A 20,883-nucleotide genomic window follows, 5' to 3' on the forward strand; every position below is an offset into this window, starting at 1 on the left:
GGTCTCCTGCTGAAGTGGTGGGTCTCGAGTTGTCCGCCCTGGGATGCGGGCGGTGGTGCGGCCCGGCCGAGATCCGGAGCTTCGTGATCAGTACGTCTCGCCGGCCACGGCCTTGGCGACCAGCGACGCCGGCGGCGTGAACTGGGGCCCGTACTTGTCGGCGAGGTCGCGGGCGCGGTCCACGAAACCGGGCAGGCCGCCCGGGTAGCCGTTCATGTATTGCACGACGCCGCCGGTCCAGGCCGGGAAGCCGATGCCGAGGATCGATCCGATGTTGGCGTCCTCGACCGAGCGCAGCACGCCCTCGTCGAAGCACTTGACGGTCTCGATGGACTCCGCGAACAGCATGCGCTCGACCATGTCCTCGAACGGGATCTCGGTGGTGCCCGCCCCGAAGTGCTCGGTCAGGCCCGGCCACAGTCCGGTGGCCTTGCCGTCGACGTAGTCGTAGAAGCCGCCGCCCTGGGCGCGGCCGGTGCGGCCGTGCTTCTCGATCATCGCGTCGATGACGTCGTACGCCGGGTGGTGGTAGTAGAGGTGACCCTTGCCGTCGGCTTCGAGACCGCTCTGCGTGGCCTTCTGGATCTTGCTCATCGTCGAGAAGTTCAGCTCGTCGGAGAGCTTCAGTGGCGCGGCCGGGTAGCCCGCCTGCAGACCGGCTTGCTCGATCGACGCGGCGGAGATGCCCTCGGCGACCATCGCGTGGGCCTCGTTGAGGAAGGTGCCGATCACGCGGCTGGTGAAGAACCCTCGGCTGTCGTTGACGGCGATCGGGGTCTTCTTGATCTGCTGGGCGATGTCGAATGCCTTGGCGAGCGTCTCGTCGCTGGTCTTGTCACCCGCGATGATCTCGAGCAACGGCATCTTGTCGACCGGGCTGAAGAAGTGCAGACCGATGAAGTCCTCGGGCCTCTTCACGCCGTCGGCCAGTCCGGTGATCGGCAGCGAGGAGGTGTTGGAGCCGAGCACCGCGCCGGGCGCGACGATGTCCTCGATCTCCTGGAACACCTTGTGCTTGAGCTCGACGCTCTCGAAGACCGCCTCGATCACGAGGTCGCAGCCGGCCAGGTCACTCGGATCGGCCGCCGGGCGGATCTTGGAGAGCAGCGCGTCGGCCTTCTCCTGGCTCATCCTGCCCCGCGAGACCGCCTTGTCGAGCAGATCTTTGGAGTAGCCCTTGCCGCGCTCGGCGTTCTCCAGGGAGACGTCCTTGAGCACGACCTCCATGCCGCCCTTGGCGCACACGAACGCGATCGCCGCGCCCATCATCCCGGCGCCGAGGACGCCGACCTTCGTGGCGACGTACTTCTCATGGCCCTCGGGGCGGCTGCCACCGGCGGCGATGTGCTGCATGTCGAAGAAGAATGCCTTGATCATGTTCTTCGCTACCTGTCCGGTCACCAGCTCGACCAGGTAGCGCGACTCGATGACCAGCGCGTTATCGAAGTCGACCTGAATGCCCTCGACTGCCGCGGCCATGACGGCGCGCGGAGCCGGGTAGTTGGCGCCCTTGAGCTGCTTGCGCAGGTTGCTGGGAAGGGCCGGCAGATTGGCCGCGAAGGCCGGGTTCGTCGGCGTTCCGCCAGGGATCTTGTAACCCTTGACGTCCCACGGTTGCACGGCGTCAGGGTTGGCCTTGATCCATGCCTTCGCGGCGGGAACCAGTCCGTCGACCGGGACGATCTCGTCGATGAGGCCGATCTCGAGGGCCTTCGCCGGGGTGTGCCGCTGACCTTGGCCGAGCACCTTCACGAACGCGTCCACCACGCCGAGCATGCGCACGGTGCGGACCACACCACCGCCGCCGGGGAGCAGGCCGAGGCCCACCTCGGGCAGGCCGATCTGGCTGCCCTTCACGTCGGCCGCGATTCGGTGATGGGTGCTCAGCGCGATCTCGAGACCACCGCCGAGCGCGGCGCCGTTGATCGCCGCGACGACCGGGCGACCGAAGGTCTCCAGGGTGCGCAGGGCGGCCTTGATCTCGGTGATCATGTCGAAGACGCGCTGGGCGTCCTCCTTCTTCGCGGCCATCAGGTCGTTGAGGTCGCCGCCGGCGAAGAAGGTCTTCTTCGCCGAGGTGAGCACGACACCGGTCACCGACTCCTTCTCTGCGACCAGGCGCTCGACCGCGGCGTTCATCGAGGCGATGTACGCCGCGTTCATGGTGTTCGCGGACTGGCTCGGGTCGTCCATCGTCAGCGTGACGATGCCGTCGGCGTCCTGCTCCCAGGTGATCGTGTTGTTCTGTTCGGTCATGGTGAAGTCCTTCGGGTCGAGGAGGGAGGTCAGATGCGCTCGATGACGGTGGCGACGCCCATGCCGGCCCCGATGCAGAGGGTGAGCACGGCGCGCCGGCCACCGGTCCGCTCCAGCTCGTCGACCATGGTGCCGAGGATCATCGCGCCGGTGGCTCCGAGCGGGTGGCCCATGGCGATGGCGCCGCCGTTGACGTTGAGCTTCTCGTCGGGGACGTCGAAGTCCCTCTGCCATTTCAGGGCGACGGCGGCGAAGGCCTCGTTGATCTCCCAGAGGTCGATGTCGTCGGGGGCCAGGCCGGCGGCGGCAAGCACCTTGTGGGTGGCGGGTGTCGGACCAGTGAGCATGATCGTCGAGTCGGCACCCGAGGTGGCGGTGGCGACGATTCGGGCACGCGGGGTCAGACTGAAGTCCTCGCCGACCTGTTCGTTGCCGATCAGCACCAGGGAAGCCCCGTCGACGATGCCGGAGGAGTTGGCGGGAGTGTGCACGTGGTTGATGCGCTCGACGCTGTGGAACTTCTGCAGTGCCACGGCGTCGAAGCCGCCCATGTCGCCCATCGCAGCGAACGACGGCTTCAGCGCACCCAGCGACTCGACGGTCGACTCGGGACGCATGTGCTGGTCACGGTCGAGGATGACGAGACCGTTCTGGTCGAGCACCGGGATGACCGAGCTCTTGAACCGGCCCTCCTCCCACGCAGTGGCGGCACGCTGCTGCGAGCGGACGGCGTAGGCGTCGACGTCCTCGCGGCTGAAGCCCTCGATCGTGGCGATCAGGTCGGCGCCCACACCCTGGGGGATGAAGTAGGAGTCGTAGTTGGTGGCCGGGTCCATCGCCCACGCGCCGCCGTCGGAGCTGATCGGCACCCGCGACATGGACTCGACGCCGCCGGCCAGGAGCAGCTTGTCCCACCCCGAGGCGACCTTCTGGGCAGCCGTGTTGCAAGCCTCGAGTCCCGACCCGCAGAAGCGGTTGATCTGCAGGCCACCGACGGTGTCGGGCAGGCCGGCGGCCATCGCCGCGGCTTTCGGGATCACCGATCCCTGGTCACCGACGGGCGAGACCACACCGGCGATGAAGTCGTCGATCGCGTTGGTGTCGAGGTCGGGGTTGCGCTCGCGCAGCTCGTCGATGAGCCCGACCAGCAGGCTGACCGGCTTCACGCTGTGCAGTGAGCCGTTCTTCCCGCGGCCTCGCGGCGTACGGATGTGGTCGTAGATGAATGCTTGGTTGCTCATGGTGAGCGGTCCTTCCGTCAGGAGATCAGAACGGCTGTCACAGCGAACGGGCGATGAGCTCCTTCATCACTTCGTTCGCGCCGGCGAGGATGCGCAGCACACGCACGTCGGTGTAGATGTGGGCGATGGGGTATTCGTTCATGTAGCCGTATCCGCCGAAGAGCTGCAGGCAGCGGTCAGCGACCTCGGTGGCCCGGTCGGAGATCCAGTACTTCGCCATCGAGGCCCCGGTGGCGTCGAGCTCGCCCTCGAGGTGCTTCTCGATGCACTGGTCGAGGAAGGCGCGGCTGATCCGGGAGATGGTCTCGCACTCGGCCAGCTCGAAACGGGTGTTCTGCAGCGCCAGCAGCGGCTTGCCGAAGGCGTGGCGCTCCTTGGTGTACGCCACCGCGAGCTCGACGGCCCTCTCGATCTGCGCCTGGGCGAGGATCGCGGTGATCAACCGTTCCTGCGGGAGCTGCTCCATCATCTGGTAGAAGCCCTGGCCCTCTTCGGGGCCGAGCAGATTGGCCCGCGGCACCCGCAGGTCCTCGAAGGCCAGCTCCGCGGTGTCCTGGTCCTTCTGACCCATCTTGTCGAGCACCCGGCCGCGGGTGAAGCCGGGAGTCTCGTCGTCGACCTCGGCCACGATCAGCGAGATGCCGGCAGCACCCTGGTCGTCGCCGGTCTTGGCGGCGATCACGACCAGGTCGCAGACATGACCGTTGGAGATGAATGTCTTGGCGCCGTTGACGACGTAGTCGTCGCCGTCCTTGACCGCGCGGGTCTTGATCGCCTGCAGGTCCGAGCCGGTGCCGGGCTCGGTCATCGCGATCGAGAGGACCCATTCGCCGCTGCACACCTTGGGCAGCCAGCGTTGCTTCTGCTCCTCGGTGGCGTACGCCGCGATGTAGTGGGCCACGATCCCGACCGAGACGGCGAATCCCATAGAGGTGTCACCGGCTCGGACCTGCTCCTCGAGCAGCACGACCTCGGCTGCGAATGATGCTCCTCCCCCGCCGTACGCCTCGTCGAGAGACATGCCGACCAGGCCGAGCTCGCCCGCCTTGAGGTAGGCCTCGCGGCTGGCGTGGCCCTGAGCGACATGCTCGTCGGCCCGGGTCAGCACCTCCTTGGTGAAGTAGGTCGCGGCGAGGTCGCGGACGGCTTCGAGGTCCGCGGTCATCCAGGACGACGTCGTTGTTGGCATGCCGCCAATAGTTACGTATTGTTGGCACTCGGTCAACAAGGACGTCGAAATCCGGATGAAAGCAGGCCAGCCGTGGACACCAGCACGCCAACGGCGGAGCACACGTACTCCGCCATCACCTACGCCGTGGACGAGCGGATCGCGACGATCACGCTCAACCGCCCGCATGCACGTAACGGCTACACACTGGCCATGGCCGACGAGCTGGACCTGGCCCTCGAGCGTGCGGACCGCGACGAGGACGTCCGAGCCGTTGTGCTCACCGGAGCCGGCGACCACTTCTGTGTCGGCGCCGACCTATCCGGTGGCGGTTTTGACGTCAACGAGGAGGGCAGCGACGCCGACACGTGGCAGGAACCGGCGGGACGGTGCTCGAAGCGCATCTTCGCGATGAACAAGCCGGTCATCGCTGCCATGCGCGGGGCGGCGGTCGGCGCCGGCCTGACCATCACGCTCGCCTGCGACTTCCGACTGGGGTCCAACGACTCGAGGTTCGGCCTCGTCTTCGTCCGCCGCGGCATCTTCCCCGAAGGCGGCTCAGCCTGGTACCTGCCTCGCCTGGTCGGCACGACCAAGGCCCTGGACTGGATGATCACCGGACGCGTGTTCGGTGCCGACGAAGCGCTCTCCTCCGGCCTGCTCACCTCCGTCCACCCTTCGGACGAGGTGCTGGAGGCGGCGTACGAGCTGGCCCGCGACCTGCGTGACAACACCGCACCGGTCTCCGTGGCGGTCATCCGCCAGATGCTCAACCAGCTGAGCGGAGAGCCCTCGCCGTTCGTCGCACACGATGTCGACTCGCGCTTGATCGCCGGCCTGCCGACCAACGCCGACGCTGTCGAGGGCGTGATGTCGTTCCTCGAGAAGCGTCCTCCGGCATTCGCCAACACGGTCGAGAAGGACGTTCCGGCCTGGCTCCCCTGGCTCGCGGATAACGCGGCAGGGCAGACTGCTCCGGGTGAGCATGTCTGAACCCCGCTGGCGACGCCTCGACGCCGACCAGCGCCGCGAGGAGATCTTCGCCTGCGCCCAGCGACTCTTCACCCAACGGCCGTACGCCGAGGTGTCGACCACCGACATCGCTCGAGAGGCCGGTGTCGCCCGAGGGCTGCTCAACCACTACTTCGGCACCAAACGCGATCTCTATCTCGCAGTCGTCCGAGAAGCCGCCACGGTCCCCGAGATCGCGGTCGCCCAGCTCCCGGACGGGACGCTCGAGGAGCGGATCGACGCCGCGGTCACCTGGTTCCTCGACTCCCTCGACCAGCAGGGCGCGAGCTGGATCAATGCCACGGGCAGCCACGGCATGGGCCGGGACCCGGAGCTCGAGCAGATCCTGGTTCAGGCCGAGAACGACTCCGTCGACCGATTGATCGAGGCGATGGGGATGTCAGAGACGGAGACCCGCCGCAACGAGCTCCGGCCCTTCATCCGCACCTACGGCCAGCTCGCCCGCGCGGCAGGCCGGGAGTGGCTCGTGAAGAAGGCACTCACCCGCGAACAGGTTCACCAGCTGTTGAGGGTGTGCCTGCTGGCGATCGTGGACGACGTTCTGCCGACCTCGCTTGACCGCTGATACCCGGAGTAGCGCCGCCAGAGCACCATTCCGGCCGTTCAGCCGTCCAGGCGCAGGTCCCCTCGGCGCGGGGCGGCAGGCTGGAGAGGGCGGCCTGGACGAGCGCGACGGTGAGCGCCGGGAAGATCTGGGTGCCGATGCTGTCCAGCAGGTGGTGCCGGACTACCGGGCGGCCCCCGAGCGACTTGCCTCTGGCTCTGCGGCGGACCGAGGGCCTGCGCCCACCTTGTAGGTGTGTCTATGGCCACGCAGGTGTACCAGCGCTGAATCGGGCATGGTGTGCGCAAAGTGCGCCCAAAGTGCGCCATAAGGAAAGTCGGCGGAACTCAACGACTTCGTCACGAATCGCTCGACCGCAGGTCAGAGCTGGTTTTCTCCAGCAGAGCAACACATTCGACGTGGTGCGTCATCGGGAACAGGTCGAAGGCGCGCAGCGTACGCAGCCGGTAGCCGTGCTCGGCGAAGATCGCGACGTCTCTGGCGAGCGCGGCGGGGTCGCAGGCGACGTACGCAACCTTCCGAGGCGAACGCGCGACGACGGCCTCGACGACCTTCCGGCGGGCGCCCTCGCGGGGCGGGTCGAGGACGACGAGGTCGAAGGGGCCGTCCTCGATACGGCCCAGCACGGTGGCGACGTCGCCGGCGCTGACCTCGGCGGTGGGGACGTTGCCGACCGAGAGCGCGGAGGCGGTCGGGTCGCCCTCGACGGCGACGACACGGCCGGTGGGACCGACCCGGTCGGCGAGGAAGGCGGAGAAGAGGCCGACGCCGGCGTAGAGGTCCAGGACGGTGTCGCCCGGGGCAGGTGAGAGGGCGGACAGCACCGCGGATACCAGGGCCGCGGGCGCTCCCGGATGGACCTGCCAGAATCCGTCGGCGGCTACCTCGAAGGAGTGCTCCGCTCCCCCGACCTCCACCGTCTCGACGACCGTCCCGGCGCCCGGCTCGCGGGCGTCGGCGGTGGCGATCAGGCAGTCGTCGACGGGGATGACGTCGTGGGAGCGGTACTTCCGCATGCCTCGGCCGCCGCCCGGGGCGGTGGTGTAGCGCTGACGAGTCCGCCAGCGCAGCCCGTCCTCGTCGCCGGGGACGGCTTCGACGACCAGGTCGGCGACCAGCGAGTCCTCGGCCGACAGGCCACCCAAGCGGACCAGCTGCTCGCGCACCACCGTCGCCTTCAGCTCGCGCTGAGCGGACAACGCGACATGCTGGAAGTCGCAGCCGCCGCAGAGGCCGGGACCGGCGTACGGACACGGCGGAACGACCCGTTCCGGTGCGGCCGAGACAACCGAGACCGCGTCCCCGCGCCAGAACCGGTCTCCGGCCGTGCCCTCGGTGATCTCGATGACCACCTGCTCACCGGGCAGGGCGTGGCGTACGAAGACCACCCGAGATGCGTCGTCGAGCGGGACGCGGGCGACGAAGTGGCCGCCGTGGGCGACCGGGCCGACCTCGACCTCGAAGCGCCGCCCGACGTACGACTCGCCCTTGGACGCCTTCGGGCGGGGCCGCCGCCCACGGGGCGCGGGACGCTGCGGACGGCTCATCGGCGTCCGCTTCCGCGGCGCAGGCCGGGCGCGAGCCAGTATTCCTCGCGCAGCTCCTCGGCGCGCTCCTTGCCGGAGGCGAGCTGGTAGGGCACGGAGATGACCATGACGCCCGGGGTGAACAGCAGCCGGCCCTTGAGCCGCAGCGCCGTCTGGTTGTGGAGCAGCTGCTCCCACCAGCGGCCGACGACGTACTCGGGGATGTAGACGGCCACGACGCCACGCGGGTTGGCGTCACGGATCGCCGAGGCGTACTCGACGACGGGGCGGATCAGCTCGCGGTAGGGCGAGTGGAGCACCTTCAACGGCATCGGCAGGTTGCGCTCGTCCCACTGCTTCAGCAGCTCGGCGGTGTCGGAGTCGGAGGTCGAGACCGTGACGGCCTCGAGGGCGTTGGGCCGGGTCGCCTGGGCGAACGCCAGCGCTCGCAGCGTCGGCTTGTGGAGCTTGGAGACCAGCACGATCGCGTGGACCCGGGTCGGCATGACCTTGTCCTGCTCGTCGGCGGCCAGCTCGCGAGCGACGTTGTCGTAGTGGCGCCTGATCCCCAGCATGACCACGTAGAAGAAGCCCATCGCCAGGATCGTGATCCACGCACCGGCGAGGAACTTGGTGATCAGCACGATCACCAGCACGACCGAGGTCATCCCGAGACCGAAGGTGTTGATCGCCCGCGAACGCTGCATCCGGCGCCGCTCGCTCGGGTCTCGCTCGGTGGCCAGATGGCGGGTCCAGTGGCGGATCATGCCCAGCTGGCTGAGGTTGAAGGAGACGAAGACGCCGACGATGTAGAGCTGGATCAGCTTGGTGGTCTGCGCATCGAAGATGACGATCAGGGCGATCGCCAGCACCGCCAGGAACACGATGCCGTTGCTGTAGGCGAGCCGGTCGCCGCGCGCGCCCAATGACCGGGGCGCGAAGCCGTCCTTGGCCAGGATCGAGCCGAGCACCGGGAAGCCGTTGAAGGCGGTGTTGGCGGCCAGGACCAGGATGATGCCCGTGACGGTGATGACGAAGTAGAAGCCCGGCGGGAAGTCGGTGAACACCCCGGCCGCGATCTGGGAGATCACCGGGTGCTGCTCGTAGCCGGCCGGCACGGCGTCGCCGGCGGCGGTGCGGAGGTTGTCGAGAGCGTGCGGGTCGACGTAGCGGATGCTCATCTGGTTGGCGAGCACGATGATGCTCATCATCATCGTGATCGCGATCAGGCCGAGCAGCAGCAGCGTGGTGGCGGCGTTCTTGCTCTTCGGCCGCTGGAAGGCGGGTACGCCGTTGGAGATCGCCTCGACACCGGTCAGCGCCGCACACCCGGACGAGAACGCACGGGCGAGCAGGAAGATCAGCGCCACCTGGTTGAGCGTGCCCTCCCAGCCCTCCTCGGGACGGATCTGGAGCGAGGCGCTCTCCGCCTCGGGCAGGTTGCCGTTCACCAGCAGCAACAGGCCGTAGAGGCCCATCCCGAGGATGGCGAACATGAACAGGTAGGTCGGGACCGCGAAGAACGTCCCGGACTCGCGTACGCCACGCAGGTTCATCGCGGTGAGCAGCACGACCGCGACCGAGGCGACCAGGACCTCGTGGCCGATCAGGCCGGGGAGCGCGCTGGCGGCGTACTGCGCGGCATTGGAGATCGACACCGCCACCGTCAGCACGTAGTCGACCAGCAGAGCGCTGGCCACGGTGACGCCCGCCTTGCGCCCCAGGTTGACCGTCGCGACCTCGTAGTCGCCACCGCCGCTCGGGTAGGCGTGCACGGTCTGCCGGTAGGAGGTGACCACGGTCAGCATCACCAGGGCGACGACCAGGCCGATCTTCCAGGACCAGGCGTACGCCGAGGCTCCCGCGACCGCCAGCATGATGAAGATCTCGTCGGGCGCGTAGGCCACCGAGGAGAGGGCGTCGCTGGCGAAAACGGGTAGCGCGATGCGCTTCGGCAGCAGCGTCTCGCCGAGCTGAGAGCTACGGAGCTTGCGACCGATCAGGATCCGCTTGGAGACATCACCAACACCCACAACCGCAGACGCTACGGCACATCGCCGCTTCCTCGCGCTTCCGGATCGCTACGCGCATCCGAACACGCCAACTTCGAGGGCGTAGGCGACGCGCGGCCCGGGCGAGTGCAATCATGACACGGTGCACGTAGTGATCATGGGCTGTGGCCGCGTCGGCTCGACCCTGGCCAGGAGCCTCGAGGACCGCAACCACACGGTCTCGGTCATCGACCAGAACTCCGATGCGTTCCGTCGGCTGGGACCGGGCTTCAACGGCGACAAGGTCGCCGGGATGGGCTTCGACCGCGAAGTACTGCTGAAGGCCGGCATCAAGCGCGCCGAGGCGTTCGCAGCGGTCTCCAGCGGTGACAACTCCAACATCATCTCCGCCCGGGTGGCGCGCGAGGAGTTCGGCATCCAGCAGGTCGTGGCCCGCATCTACGACCCCGGCCGCGCCGAGGTCTACCAGCGCCTCGGGATCAGCACGGTCGCGACGGTGAAGTGGACCGCCGACCAGGTGCTCCGCCGGCTGCTGCCGGCCGGCGCCGAGCCCGACTTCCGCGACATGTCGGGCAACATCCGCATCGACCAGGTCATCATGCCCGAGCCCTGGGTCGGCGAGCGGACCATCAAGTTCCAGCGCCAGTCCGGCAGCCGCATCGCCTGGATCGACCGGCTCGGTGAGGGGATCATCCCCGTCCGCGAGAGCGTCATCCAGGAGGGCGACGTGCTCCATATCGTCATGCGCGAGGAGAACACCGCGCAGGCGTACAAGACCATCAAGAACGGCCCCGAGGAAGACTGATGCGCGTCGCAATCGCCGGGGCCGGGGCCGTCGGCCGGTCCATCGCCCGTGAGCTGATCACCAACGGCCACGAGGTGCTCCTCATCGACAAGAACCCGGGCTCGATCAAACCCGAGCGGGTCGCCGACGCGGAGTGGCTGCTCGCCGACGCGTGCGAGCTCTCCTCGCTCGAGGAGGCCAGGCTCGACAACTGCGACGTGGTGATCGCCGCGACCGGTGACGACAAGGCCAACCTGGTCTGCTCGCTGCTGGCCAAGACCGAGTTCGGCGTGCCGCGCACCGTGGGCCGGGTCAACCACCCCAACAACGAGTGGCTCTTCACCGAGGCCTGGGGCGTCGACGTCAACGTCTCCACCCCGCGGATCATGTCCGCGCTGGTCGAGGAGGCCGTCACCGTGGGCGACCTGGTGCGGCTGTTCACCTTCCGGCAGGGCCAGGCCAACCTGGTCGAGATCACCCTGCCCGCCGACTCCCCCTACGTCGGCAAGCCCACTGGCCTGGTGCCGTTCCCGGAGAACTGCGCGCTCGTCACGCTCCTGCGTGACGGTCAGGTCTACGTTCCCACTCCGGAGCAGCCTCTCGAGCAGGGCGACGAGCTCCTCTTCGTCGTGCCCACCGAGAAGGAGGACGAGCTCGAGCGTCTTCTCGCCCCTACCGGCCACGGCGGCTGACGCCGAGGACCTCGTACGCAGCAACCCCACGATCTCGGCAGGACAACAGTTGGCTCGCTCGCCCCTCCTCCAGACGCTTCGTCCTGTCCGGGGAAGGCTGATCGCCAGCCTGTTGCTGATGGTCGCCTCGACCGTCGCCGGGCTGGTGCCGCTGGTCGGGATCGTCGAGCTCGCCCGGATCCTGCTGCCCGCGGCGTCCGGCGCCGATGTCGATGCCGACCGCGCGTGGGTCGTGGTCTGGGTGAGCGTGGCGGCGCTGCTGGTGCGCCTGGCGACGGTGCTCGGCTCGTCGTGGCTCTCCCACGTCGCCGACCTCGACCTCTCCATCCACCTGCGCCGGCTGCTGGTCGCCCGGCTCGGCCGGGTGCCGCTGGCGTGGTTCACCGAACGCAACTCCGGCACGGTGAAGAAGGCGGTGCAGGACGACGTCGCCGCGCTGCACCACCTGGTCGCCCACTCGGTCATGGAGCTCACCGCGGCGATCACGCTGCCTGCCGTCGTCGCCTGCTACCTCTTCATCGTCTCCCCGCCGCTCGCCCTGGTCACCCTGGTCCCGCTCGCGCTCGGGCTGGTCGGGTTCCGGATCTCGATGCGGGGCGCCGCCACGCTCTACCGTGACTACGACGCCGGACTGGCCGAGCTCGCCGCGGCCACGGTCGAGAACACCGGCGGGATCGCGGAGATCAAGACCTTTGGCGCCACCGGGCAGGCTCACCGGCGCCTGGCAGAGGTCGCCACCCGGTTCGGCGGGTTCAACCGCGCCTGGATGCGACACTCCGCCCTGGGGATGCTGCTGATGGAGCTCGCGCTGACACCGGCGCTGACCCTCGTGCTCGTCCTCGGCGCCGGGGTCTGGATGCTCCGCGCGGACTGGATCACCGGGCCCGACCTGGTTCCCTTCCTCGTCCTCGGCCTGGCCATGACCGCGCCGGTCACCGTCGCCGGCTACGCCGCCCGCGAGCTGCGCGAGGCCACCGAGGCGGCCCGGCGCATCCAGCTCCTGCTGGCCGAGCCCGAGCTTCCGGAGCCGGCCGCGCCGTGCGCAGCCCCGGACTCCTCGCGGGTCGAGGTGCACGGTGTCTCCTTCGCCTACTCGGCCGGCGCGCAGCCGGTGCTCCACGACATCGACCTGGTCCTCGAACCGGGCACCGTGACCGCGCTCGTGGGCCACTCCGGCTCGGGCAAGTCGACGCTGGCCAAGCTGCTGCCCCGCTTCGCCGACCCCACCTCCGGCCGGATCACGATCGCCGGGGTGGACCTGCGCGAGATGACGAGCGCGCAGCTCTACGAGCAGGTCTCCTTCGTCTTCCAGGACACCGGGCTGCTGCGTACCTCGATCCGGGACAACATCCGGCTCGCTCACCCCGAGGCACCGGACGAGGACGTACGACGCGCGGCCGAGGCCGCACAGATCGCGGGCCGCATCGACGAGCTCCCGCGAGGCTACGACTCGGTGGTCGGTGAGGACGGCCAGCTCTCCGGCGGCGAGCGGCAGCGGGTCGCGATCGCCCGCGCCCTCCTCTCCGACACCCCGATCCTGGTGCTCGACGAGGCCACCGCCGCAGCCGATCCCGAGTCGGAGGCGCTCGTCCAGCGGGCGCTGTCTCGCCTCGTCGCCGGACGTACGCTGCTGGTGATCGCACATCGGCTCTCGACGGTCACCGCGGCCGACCAGATCGTGGTCCTCGACGAGGGCCGGGTCGCCGAGCGCGGCACCCACGAGGAGCTCCTCGCCCGGGGCGGGCGCTACGCCCGGCTCTGGGCCGCCGACCAGCGCGCCCACCCGGTCGGCGGCTGGGTCCAGGAGGAGCCGGCATGATCGCCATCGTCCGCCTGCTCGCCGACCTCCTCGATCACACCCATCGGCGCCAGCTCGCCCGCGTCGTGGCGATGTTCGTCACCACCGGCGTACTCCAGGGTCTGGCCTTCGCCTGTGTCGTGCCGGTCCTGGACGCCGCCCTGCGCCAGGACTGGGACGCCACGTCCACGTGGCTGGGCGTACTCGCCGGCCTCTTCGTGGCCCACCACGTGGCGCTGACCGTGGGAAACCTGGACGGCTACGACCTCGCCTGCGACCTGCTCGACATCACCCTGGCGCGGCTCGGCGACCACACCGTACGGCTGCCGCTGGGCTGGTACGACCAGGACCGCACGGGGCAGCTCTCCCGGATGGCGTCCAAGGGCGCCACCGACATCGCCTCGGTGCCAGGACATCTGCTGCGGCCGCTGATCGCCGCGGTGGTCAGCCCGGTCACGGTGGTCGTCGCGATGGCGTTCCTGGAGTGGCGCCTGGCGCTCGCGCTCCTCGTCGGGGTCGTCGCCGTGCTGGCCACCACCCGGCTCCTGGCGACGATCGTCGGCCGCGGCGAGGGCGCCTACGACGCCGCGATGACGGAGGGCTCGGCGCGCGTGGTCGAGTTCGCGCTCAACCAGCCCGCCCTGCGGGTCTTCGGCCGCACCGTGCACGGCAACGAGCTGGTCGAGAACGCGCTGCGGGAGCAGAAGCGGGCGTCGCGACGGCTGCTGGTGACCGGGTTCGGCGGCCTGGGGATCCAGCTGCTCTCCATCCAGGCGCTGCTCACCCTGGTGATCGCGCTGGCCGTCCATCTCAGTCTCGGCGGGTCGCTCGCTCCGGCCACGGCGATCGGGCTCCTCGTCCTCACCGTGCGGTTCGTGGAGTCGCTCATCGACTACGGCGAGCTCTCCAGCGCGCTGCGGATCGCCGAGGGCTCGTTGAGACGTGTCCTCGACGTGCTCGACCTCGAGCCGCTCCCCGAGCCGTCCACGCCGGCCGAGCCGGCCGACAGCGGCATCGAGCTGCGCGACGTGGCCTTCTCCTATAGCGCCGGCTCCTATGAACACAGCACCCGGGTCCTCGACCAGGTCTCCCTCATCGCTCCTCCGCGCTCGCTGACCGCCGTGGTCGGGCCATCGGGCTCCGGGAAAAGCACCCTGCTGCGCCTGGTCGCCCGGTTCCACGACGTGACGTCGGGCTCGGTGATGCTCGGTGGGGTCGACGTACGCGATCTCGGCACCGAGGCACTGATGCGGCGCGTCTCGATCGTCTTCCAGGACGTCTACCTCTTCGAGGGCACCCTGCGGGACAACGTGATGATGTCGCGCCCCGACGCCACCGACGAGGAGCTGAGGGAGGCCGCGCGGCTGGCCCGGGTCGACGACATCGTCGACCGTCTCCCCCACGGCTGGCAGACCCGGATCGGGGAGGCCGGCTCCACGCTCTCGGGCGGTGAGAAGCAGCGGGTCTCGATCGCCCGGGCGCTGCTGAAGGACGCCCCCGTCGTCCTCCTCGACGAGGCGACCGCCGCCCTCGACGCCGAGAACGAGGCCGCGGTCCAGGAGGCGCTCACCGCGCTCTCCGCCGACCGTACGGTCATCGTCATCGCCCACCGTCTGCAGACCGTCGTCGCCGCCGACCAGATCGTCGTCCTCGACGGCGGCCGGATCGTGGAGCGCGGCTCCCACGCCGAGCTCCTGGCTCACGGCGGGCGGTACCTGGACTTCTGGCGCGAACGTACGCAGGCCGAGGGCTGGCGGCTTCTCACGAGCGAGTAGACCTGGACAGCTGACCGCCGGGCCGTCTCTGAGAACGACCCGAGTGGTCGAGATGAGCTCTCGCGAGGCCCCGGAAGGCGCTCCGAACCCCCGCAGAGCCCGTAACCACGCGGAACACGCGGCGCGTGAAGGTTGAAGATCCGTAGGACTGGCCTACGCTGGCGACGAGCCGCATCTCGTCAACCTTTGCGGCTCTGATCAACGATTAAAGGAGATCGCATGAACCGCACCGACCTGGTGAGCGAAATCGCCAAGCAGGCCGAGATCACCCAGACGCAGGCTTCCGCCGCCCTGGGTGCCGCCATCGAGGCGATCAGCGCGGCCGTTGCCAACGGCGACAAGGTCACGCTGCCCGGCTTCGGTACGTTCGAGTCGCGCGAGCGCTCGGCTCGCACCGGCCGCAACCCGCAGACCGGCGCCGAGATCAAGATCCCGGCCTCGAAGGGCCCGGCGTTCAAGGCCGGCTCCGCTTTCAAGGAGCGGGTCGCCAAGGGCTGAGTCCCTGGACACCTAAGAAAGGCCGGGTCTTCATGACCCGGCCTTTTCCTTATTTGATGACTGCTCTCGGAGGATCGTCCTCAGCGGGGAGCTCTCAGAGCGCGACCTCCCGGTCCGCGACGGCAGCCGACAGGTCGGTGTCGTGGGTGACCAGCAGCAGCGCGGCCCCGCTCTCGTCGATCTCGCTCATCAGCGCGTCGACGGTCTGCTCCTGGGTGACCAGGTCGAGCCGCGAGGTGGCCTCGTCGGCGAAGACGAGCGCAGGACGCGTCAGCATCGCCCGCACCACCGCGATCCGCTGCAACTCACCGCCGGAGACCTGCCCCGGCCGGCGGCGCAGGATCTCGTACGGCAGACCGAGCCGCTCCAGCGACGCACGCACCTCCGCCTCGCCGACACCATGGCGCCGCATCACGTCGCCGAGCGCCTTCTCCAGGCTCACCTGCTGCGGGAAGGAGAGCGCCGGGTCCTGATAGAGCTTCTGCAGCCTTCCCCGGCCCACCCCTTCTCCGTACGTCACCGACCCCGCGTCGAGCCGGGTCAGCCCGAGCAGCGCGTTGCCGAGCGTCGTCTTGCCCGCACCGCTGGGCCCGGTGATCGCGAGCCGCTCACCGGCCCTGATCTCGAGGTCGAGGCCCTCGAAGACCGGCCCGTGGGCGTACGCCTTCGCGAGGCCCGAGGCGCCGACCAGGAGCTCGCTCCCGCCAGGCGCCCGCGAACGCATCCAGGGGTGGTCCCAGTGCGAGGGCTCGGCGGCCAGCAGGCGCCGGGTGTAGTCGCCGGTCGGCGTGGCCAGCACCTCCTCGGCCGGCCCGGACTCGACCACGGCCGCCTCGCGCATCACCATCACCTCTCCCCCGAGCCGGCGGGCCAGGCGCAGGTCGTGGGTGATGGTGAGCAGCAGGCCGCCCTCCTCGAGATGGCCGAGCAGCAGATCGGCGAGCTGGTCGACCGACGCCCGGTCGAGGCCCTTGGACGGCTCGTCGAGGATCAGCAGCCTGGCCCCGCCCATGGTCGCCGCGGCGTACGCCACCCGCTGGGCCATGCCGCCCGAGAGGGTGTGCGGGTAGGCACCGCCCGAGCCGGCCAGCCCGACCTGGCCCAGCCGGTGATCGGCGGCCCGCGCTGCGGAGACGCTGCGGGGCGACCAGCCCGGCGCGCCCTCGGCGACCTGGGCGCGTACCCGCATGGTCGGGTCGAGCGCGAGCGCGGGCTCCTGCGGAAGCAGGGCGACCTCGCGGCCCCACAGCTTCCGCCGGCCACCGCGGTCGGCGAGGTCGAAGGACTCGTCCCCGATCGTCAGCGACCCGACGGCAGCCAGCTCGCGCGGCAGCGTACCCATGAGGGCGTGGGCGAGCACCGACTTGCCCGACCCGCTCTCGCCGACGATCGAGAGCGCACGCCCGGCCTCGATCCGCACCTCGGGTACGTCGGCGAGGACCAGCGATCCGGTGCGTACGACCACTCCGGTGGCTTTCATGTTCATCGCCCCTCCTCCGGGGATCGCAGGCCGAGCAGGCAGACGGTGAGCAGGAACAGGACCCCGACCGGGGCCAGCGGCATCCACGGCGCCGCGTCGTAGAACGGGAACGACTCGGTGATCATCAGGCCCAGCTCCGCGCGTGGCGGCTGGAGGCCGACCTTGACGAAGCCGAGCGTCGACATCGCCAGGATCGAGGTGACCATGCCGAGCGAGGCCAGCGTCACGAGCAGCGGGCGCAGCGCCGGCCACAGGTGGCGACGGACGACGTGGGTCCAGCCGAGCTGCAGCAACCCCGCCGCCTCCACCGCGGGTGAGCCGAGCACCAGGGCGCTGCGTGCCCGCACCACCCGGAAGAACTCCACCCACTGCACCAGCGCGAGCCCCACGTAGAGCGCCACCATGCTCCCGGGCGCGGCGAGCGCCGAGACCAACAGCACCACGAGGAGCGCCGGTACCGCCACGAAGGCCTCCGAGACCGAGCGCAGCAGCGAGTCGACCCAGCCACCGAACCAGGCCGAGGCGACCCCGGCGACGCAGCCGAGCACCAGTGCGGTCGCCACGCACACCAGCGCGAGCAGCAGCGAGACCCTGGTGGCGTGCGCGACCCGGGAGGCGACGCTACGCCCGTAGTCGTCGGTCCCGAGCGGGTCCGACAGCGACGGCGGCTGCAGGTAGCGAGCCAGGTCCTGGCTCGAGGGGTCGGGCAGCACCAGCGGCCCGACCAGCGCGAACACGGCGATCAGGACCAGCCCGCCGACCGCGGCGATCCGGCTCCACGACCGCTGCCGCCGATACCCGAGCGTCTGTTCCAGCATCAGCATGCTCATGCCATCACCGCCCGTCCCCGCGGCCGCGGGTCGAGCCAGGCGACGGCCAGGTCGACGAGCGTGTTGACCAGCACGATCAGCAGCGCCAGCACCAGCGCGGACGCCTGCAGCACCGGGATGTCACGCCAGAAGACGGCGTGGACCAGCGAGTGGCCCAGCCCGTCCCAGGCGAAGAGGCTCTCCACGACGACGACTCCTTCGATCAGCACGACGAACTGCACCCCGAGGTACGGCACCAGCACGACCGCCGCGTTGCGCACCACGTGTCTGACCAGCACCCACCTCTCGGCCAGTCCCTTGGTCTGGGCGAACTCCACGTACGCCGAGCCACGGACCTCCACCACGGCGTCCCTGGTCACCCGCGCGATGAGCCCGGAGAGTCCGAGCCCCAGCGTCAGCGCGGGCAGCACGATGCTCCCGCCGCCGTGCCCGACCGCCGGGAACAGTCCCAGCTGCGCGGAGAGCACGATCATCAGCAGCAGCCCCAGCAGGAACGGTGGTACGGCACGTACGCCGGCGACCCACAGCGACGCGAACCGGTCGGCGATCCCGCCCGGCCGGCGGGCGGCCACGACCCCGATCCCGGCACCCAGGACGACCGCGATGACGATCGCGAGCCCGGCGAGCTGCAGCGTGCCCGCCAGGTAGAACCCGACCTCCTCGAGCACTGGCTGGGAGGTGACCAGCGACCGGCCCAGGTCGAGCTGGAGGAGGTCGACCACCCACGCGCCGAGCTGCTGCCACAGCGGCTGGTCGAGCCCCAGCTCGTCGCGCACCTGGGCTGCCGCGGACGCGTCGACCATGTCGTAGCCGTAGCGCCCCGCCGCGATCCGGTAGGCGATGTCCCCCGGCAACCGCTGGGTGATCACGAAGCAGAGCGCCGATACGCCGACCGCCACCGTGACAGCCTGCGCCGCCCGCCGGACGAGGACGCCCCCGGCGACCCGCGCCCTCACGACGCCAGCTCGACGTCGGTGATCCGCCAGGTGGTCTCGAGGGAGTCCAGGACGAACCCGTCGACCCGGTCGCTGACCGCGGCGTTCATCCGGTACCACGCGACCGGGACCAGCGGCAGCTGCTCCTGAGCCGCCCGCACGATCGTCTCGCGGTGGGCGGCGCCCTCGGCACCCTCGGCTCCCGTCGTCAGCGCGGCCACGGCCTCCGCGACGGCGGGGTCGCCCCAGCCCATCGCGCCCCAGTCGGACCCACCCTCGCCGAAGGTGTCGGCGACGGTCGGCAGCGGGTCGGTGACCAACGCGAAGAACTGGGCGACGAGCGCCATCTGAAGCGTGCCGTCGGCGTGCTTGGCCGGGATCTCGCTGGAGTTGGAGACCTCGACGTCCACCTGCACGCCGACCTTGGCGAGCTCGGCCTGGATGGCGGTGGCCAGCGCCGGCAGCTCGGGCCGGTCGGGGTAGGTCAGCAGCTCGAGCCGCAGCGGATCGCCGTTCTTCGTGAGCGTGCCGTCAGCGTCGGCCTTCCAGCCCGCCTCGGCCAGCAGCGCCTTGGCACCCTCGGTGTCGTAGGTCAGCGGCTCGAGGTCGGCGTCCCAGTCCTTCAGGGTCGGCGGCATCAGCTGGGTCGCGGCGAGCTCCTTCTCCCTCAGCACCGCCTCGGCGATCGCCTCCCGGTCCAGCGCCATGCTGATCGCCTGCCGGACACGTACGTCCTTCAGCGCCGGGTCACCGGCGTTCATCTTCATGTGGATCGTGCGGGGCTGCAGGGTCGAGGCCATGTCCACGCCGTCGGTCTTCTCGACCCGCTCGCGACCGGCCGGCTCGAGCCCGAAGACCACGTCGGCCTGATCGCTGGTGGCCATCACCGCGCGGCTCTCGGCCCGGCCGACGGCCTGGAAGGAGACCTTCTCGACGTCGGGCTCCTCGCCGCGCCAGTCGGCGACACGTACGGTCTCGATGCGGGAGGGCATCTGGATCGTCTCGATCCGGTAGGGCCCGGTGCCGATGACGTCCTCGACCTTCCCCTCCTCGTCGTAGGCCGAGGGGGCCAGGATCGCGGTGCTGTAGTGGCTGAGCACCGCGGGCAGGGAGACGTAGGAGTCGGCGAGCTCGATCACCACCGAGCCGCCCTCCGCGTGGATCGTCTCGACGCCGACGTCGGCCAGCGGACTGGCAGCCTCGGCCTCGACCTTCTCGAGAACGGCGACGACGTTCTCGGCGGTCATCGGCTCGCCGTCGTGGAACTCGGCGCCCTCGACCAGGTCGAAGGTCCAGGTCCTGTTGTCGTCCTCGGCTGCCCACGTCGTGGCCAGGCCGGGTGCGAGAGCACCGTCGATGTCGGCCGTCACCAGGGTCTCGGTGACCTGGAGCCGGGTGAAGAAGTAGCCGTCCGCGGACGACTCGAGGCTGTGCAGCTCGAACGGTCCGGCGATGCGCAGCGTGTCGGCCGGGCTCTCGGATCGCGAGCCGCAGGCGGTCGCGGTGAGGACGACGGCCGCGAGGACCGCGACGCCTCGCAGGTGGGGGCGGATGTGCATGTTTGCTGCCTTCCAGTCAGGTGACGTCGAACCCTAAATGAGAATGATTCCCATCTGCAACTTGGCTGGCGGAGACCCCACAGACAGACGTCGGCCGGCCCCGCAGCTCACGGAGCTGCGGGGCCGAGGTTCAGGGCGAGCCGGACTCAGCCCTGGCGCGCCTTGAGGCGCGGGTTGCGCTTGTTGATCACGTAGACCCGGCCGCGGCGGCGTACGACCTGGGAGCCGGGCTGGTTCTTCAGCGACCGGATGGAGTTGACGACCTTCATGGGGATCTATCCCTTCGTGCTCGTATAGGGCAGCAGCGCGACCTCGCGGGCGTTCTTGATCGCCTTGGTCACCGCGCGCTGCTGCTGCGGGGTGAGTCCGGTGACACGGCGCGAGCGGATCTTGCCGCGGTCGGAGATGAACGTACGCAGCAGCTGCACGTCCTTGTAGTCGACATACGTCACGTCCGGAGCCAGCAACGGCTTGCGCCGCTTGCGGACGGGAGACGGCGGTCGTTTGGGCATCGGCCCCTTCCTTTCAGTAGAGCCTCTCAGCGGAGCTTGGCGGGGTCGAGGTAGCCGCGCTGGACCGCGCGGACCAGGCGGCGGGGTACGTCGTAGCTCTGACCGTCGACGGTCACCGGCACGAGCGCGACCGGGGTCGCCTTCCAGCTCGACCGGCGGTGGCGGGTGTTGCTGCGCGACATCTTGCGCTTGGGTACGGCCATGGCGGCCTCCTTCGGGG

19 protein-coding genes are annotated in these 20,883 nt (G+C 69.7%); 7 read left to right on the forward strand and 12 right to left on the reverse strand.

The window, feature by feature from the left end; translation table 11 throughout:
- Window positions 1-87 precede the first annotated feature (87 nt).
- The 3 genes from ACIO3S_RS12140 to ACIO3S_RS12150 are packed head-to-tail and all read right to left on the reverse strand — an operon-like array spanning window position 88 to window position 4,686.
- Window positions 88-2,256, reverse strand: coding sequence for a 3-hydroxyacyl-CoA dehydrogenase NAD-binding domain-containing protein (locus ACIO3S_RS12140; protein WP_400463502.1), 2,169 nt, complete (start codon window positions 2,254-2,256; stop codon window positions 88-90).
- A gap of 29 nt (window positions 2,257-2,285) precedes the next feature.
- Window positions 2,286-3,497: an acetyl-CoA C-acetyltransferase gene (locus ACIO3S_RS12145; RefSeq protein WP_400463505.1), complete on the reverse strand. Its 1,212-nt coding sequence runs from the start codon at window positions 3,495-3,497 to the stop codon at window positions 2,286-2,288.
- Window positions 3,498-3,534: 37 nt separating this feature from the next.
- On the reverse strand, window positions 3,535-4,686 hold the full coding sequence (locus tag ACIO3S_RS12150) for an acyl-CoA dehydrogenase family protein (protein WP_400463508.1): 1,152 nt from the start codon (window positions 4,684-4,686) through the stop codon (window positions 3,535-3,537).
- Between the two features lie 72 nt (window positions 4,687-4,758).
- Here ACIO3S_RS12150 and ACIO3S_RS12155 point away from each other — a divergent pair, with 72 nt between their 5' ends.
- Both ACIO3S_RS12155 and ACIO3S_RS12160 read left to right on the forward strand, forming a co-directional pair.
- Window positions 4,759-5,658 (forward strand): enoyl-CoA hydratase-related protein, encoded by a 900-nt coding sequence (locus ACIO3S_RS12155; RefSeq protein ID WP_400463511.1) that lies wholly within the window; start codon window positions 4,759-4,761, stop codon window positions 5,656-5,658.
- A complete protein-coding gene (locus ACIO3S_RS12160; RefSeq protein WP_400464616.1) occupies window positions 5,651-6,262 on the forward strand; it encodes a TetR/AcrR family transcriptional regulator in 612 nt (203 codons plus the stop codon). The genes ACIO3S_RS12155 and ACIO3S_RS12160 overlap by 8 nt, the downstream gene beginning before the upstream one ends.
- Window positions 6,263-6,600: 338 nt before the next feature.
- Here ACIO3S_RS12160 and ACIO3S_RS12165 read toward each other — a convergent pair whose 3' ends face one another.
- A complete protein-coding gene (locus ACIO3S_RS12165; RefSeq protein ID WP_400463514.1) occupies window positions 6,601-7,809 on the reverse strand; it encodes a class I SAM-dependent RNA methyltransferase in 1,209 nt (402 codons plus the stop codon).
- Window positions 7,806-9,821, reverse strand: coding sequence for an APC family permease (locus ACIO3S_RS12170; RefSeq protein WP_400463517.1), 2,016 nt, complete (start codon window positions 9,819-9,821; stop codon window positions 7,806-7,808). The genes ACIO3S_RS12165 and ACIO3S_RS12170 overlap by 4 nt, the downstream gene beginning before the upstream one ends.
- A 121-nt stretch (window positions 9,822-9,942) precedes the next feature.
- Between ACIO3S_RS12170 and ACIO3S_RS12175 the strand changes: the two genes are divergently transcribed.
- The 5 genes from ACIO3S_RS12175 to ACIO3S_RS12195 all read left to right on the forward strand — a co-directional run bounded on the left by ACIO3S_RS12175 (window position 9,943) and on the right by ACIO3S_RS12195 (window position 15,347).
- Complete coding sequence (locus ACIO3S_RS12175; protein ID WP_160023110.1) at window positions 9,943-10,605, forward strand: TrkA family potassium uptake protein; 663 nt, start codon at window positions 9,943-9,945, stop codon at window positions 10,603-10,605.
- Window positions 10,605-11,276, forward strand: a complete 672-nt coding sequence (locus ACIO3S_RS12180; protein ID WP_091041412.1) for a TrkA family potassium uptake protein — start codon at window positions 10,605-10,607, stop codon at window positions 11,274-11,276. The genes ACIO3S_RS12175 and ACIO3S_RS12180 overlap by 1 nt, the downstream gene beginning before the upstream one ends.
- A gap of 118 nt (window positions 11,277-11,394) precedes the next feature.
- The gene (locus tag ACIO3S_RS12185; RefSeq protein ID WP_400463522.1) at window positions 11,395-13,095 is read left to right on the forward strand and encodes an ABC transporter ATP-binding protein; all 1,701 of its coding nucleotides are present in this window, start codon (window positions 11,395-11,397) and stop codon (window positions 13,093-13,095) included.
- A complete protein-coding gene (locus ACIO3S_RS12190) occupies window positions 13,092-14,849 on the forward strand; it encodes an ABC transporter ATP-binding protein (RefSeq protein ID WP_400463524.1) in 1,758 nt (585 codons plus the stop codon). Before ACIO3S_RS12185 ends, ACIO3S_RS12190 begins: the two co-directional genes overlap by 4 nt.
- Before the next feature lie 219 nt (window positions 14,850-15,068).
- Window positions 15,069-15,347, forward strand: coding sequence for an HU family DNA-binding protein (locus tag ACIO3S_RS12195; protein ID WP_160023086.1), 279 nt, complete (start codon window positions 15,069-15,071; stop codon window positions 15,345-15,347).
- Between the two features lie 94 nt (window positions 15,348-15,441).
- On the opposite strand, the gene ACIO3S_RS12200 is transcribed toward ACIO3S_RS12195, so the two are convergent.
- From ACIO3S_RS12200 to rpmF, 7 genes are all read right to left on the reverse strand, one after another.
- On the reverse strand, window positions 15,442-16,833 hold the full coding sequence (locus tag ACIO3S_RS12200) for an ABC transporter ATP-binding protein (RefSeq protein ID WP_400463527.1): 1,392 nt from the start codon (window positions 16,831-16,833) through the stop codon (window positions 15,442-15,444).
- Window positions 16,830-17,657 carry an ABC transporter permease gene (locus tag ACIO3S_RS12205; RefSeq protein WP_400463530.1) on the reverse strand — a complete coding sequence of 276 codons (828 nt, stop codon included), beginning with the start codon at window positions 17,655-17,657 and terminating at the stop codon, window positions 16,830-16,832. The genes ACIO3S_RS12200 and ACIO3S_RS12205 overlap by 4 nt, the downstream gene beginning before the upstream one ends.
- The gene (locus ACIO3S_RS12210; RefSeq protein ID WP_400463533.1) at window positions 17,654-18,613 is read right to left on the reverse strand and encodes an ABC transporter permease; all 960 of its coding nucleotides are present in this window, start codon (window positions 18,611-18,613) and stop codon (window positions 17,654-17,656) included. Before ACIO3S_RS12210 ends, ACIO3S_RS12205 begins: the two co-directional genes overlap by 4 nt.
- A complete protein-coding gene (locus ACIO3S_RS12215; protein WP_400463536.1) occupies window positions 18,610-20,151 on the reverse strand; it encodes an ABC transporter substrate-binding protein in 1,542 nt (513 codons plus the stop codon). Before ACIO3S_RS12215 ends, ACIO3S_RS12210 begins: the two co-directional genes overlap by 4 nt.
- 146 nt (window positions 20,152-20,297) lie before the next feature.
- The gene (gene ykgO, locus ACIO3S_RS12220; RefSeq protein WP_160023080.1) at window positions 20,298-20,420 is read right to left on the reverse strand and encodes a type B 50S ribosomal protein L36; all 123 of its coding nucleotides are present in this window, start codon (window positions 20,418-20,420) and stop codon (window positions 20,298-20,300) included.
- 6 nt (window positions 20,421-20,426) lie between these two features.
- Window positions 20,427-20,663 (reverse strand): 30S ribosomal protein S18, encoded by a 237-nt coding sequence (rpsR, locus tag ACIO3S_RS12225; protein WP_141804807.1) that lies wholly within the window; start codon window positions 20,661-20,663, stop codon window positions 20,427-20,429.
- A gap of 26 nt (window positions 20,664-20,689) precedes the next feature.
- Entirely contained in the window at window positions 20,690-20,866 is a 177-nt protein-coding gene (gene rpmF / locus ACIO3S_RS12230) for a 50S ribosomal protein L32 (RefSeq protein ID WP_400463541.1), read from the reverse strand.
- Between the last annotated feature and the right edge of the window lie 17 nt (window positions 20,867-20,883).

Source organism: Nocardioides sp. NPDC087217 (assembly GCF_044744805.1).
GTDB lineage: Bacteria > Actinomycetota > Actinomycetes > Propionibacteriales > Nocardioidaceae > Nocardioides.

Coding starts and splice junctions, on each gene's coding strand:
- ACIO3S_RS12140 (WP_400463502.1), bottom strand. CDS start 2,256: ATGACCGAACAGAACAACACGATCACCTGGGAGCAGGACGCCGACGGC.
- ACIO3S_RS12145 (WP_400463505.1), bottom strand. CDS start 3,497: ATGAGCAACCAAGCATTCATCTACGACCACATCCGTACGCCGCGAGGC.
- ACIO3S_RS12150 (WP_400463508.1), bottom strand. CDS start 4,686: ATGCCAACAACGACGTCGTCCTGGATGACCGCGGACCTCGAAGCCGTC.
- ACIO3S_RS12160 (WP_400464616.1), top strand. CDS start 5,651: ATGTCTGAACCCCGCTGGCGACGCCTCGACGCCGACCAGCGCCGCGAG.
- ACIO3S_RS12165 (WP_400463514.1), bottom strand. CDS start 7,809: ATGAGCCGTCCGCAGCGTCCCGCGCCCCGTGGGCGGCGGCCCCGCCCG.
- ACIO3S_RS12180 (WP_091041412.1), top strand. CDS start 10,605: ATGCGCGTCGCAATCGCCGGGGCCGGGGCCGTCGGCCGGTCCATCGCC.
- ACIO3S_RS12185 (WP_400463522.1), top strand. CDS start 11,395: ATGGTCGCCTCGACCGTCGCCGGGCTGGTGCCGCTGGTCGGGATCGTC.
- ACIO3S_RS12190 (WP_400463524.1), top strand. CDS start 13,092: ATGATCGCCATCGTCCGCCTGCTCGCCGACCTCCTCGATCACACCCAT.
- ACIO3S_RS12195 (WP_160023086.1), top strand. CDS start 15,069: ATGAACCGCACCGACCTGGTGAGCGAAATCGCCAAGCAGGCCGAGATC.
- ACIO3S_RS12200 (WP_400463527.1), bottom strand. CDS start 16,833: ATGAACATGAAAGCCACCGGAGTGGTCGTACGCACCGGATCGCTGGTC.
- ACIO3S_RS12205 (WP_400463530.1), bottom strand. CDS start 17,657: ATGAGCATGCTGATGCTGGAACAGACGCTCGGGTATCGGCGGCAGCGG.
- ACIO3S_RS12215 (WP_400463536.1), bottom strand. CDS start 20,151: ATGCACATCCGCCCCCACCTGCGAGGCGTCGCGGTCCTCGCGGCCGTC.
- ykgO (WP_160023080.1), bottom strand. CDS start 20,420: ATGAAGGTCGTCAACTCCATCCGGTCGCTGAAGAACCAGCCCGGCTCC.
- rpsR (WP_141804807.1), bottom strand. CDS start 20,663: ATGCCCAAACGACCGCCGTCTCCCGTCCGCAAGCGGCGCAAGCCGTTG.
- rpmF (WP_400463541.1), bottom strand. CDS start 20,866: ATGGCCGTACCCAAGCGCAAGATGTCGCGCAGCAACACCCGCCACCGC.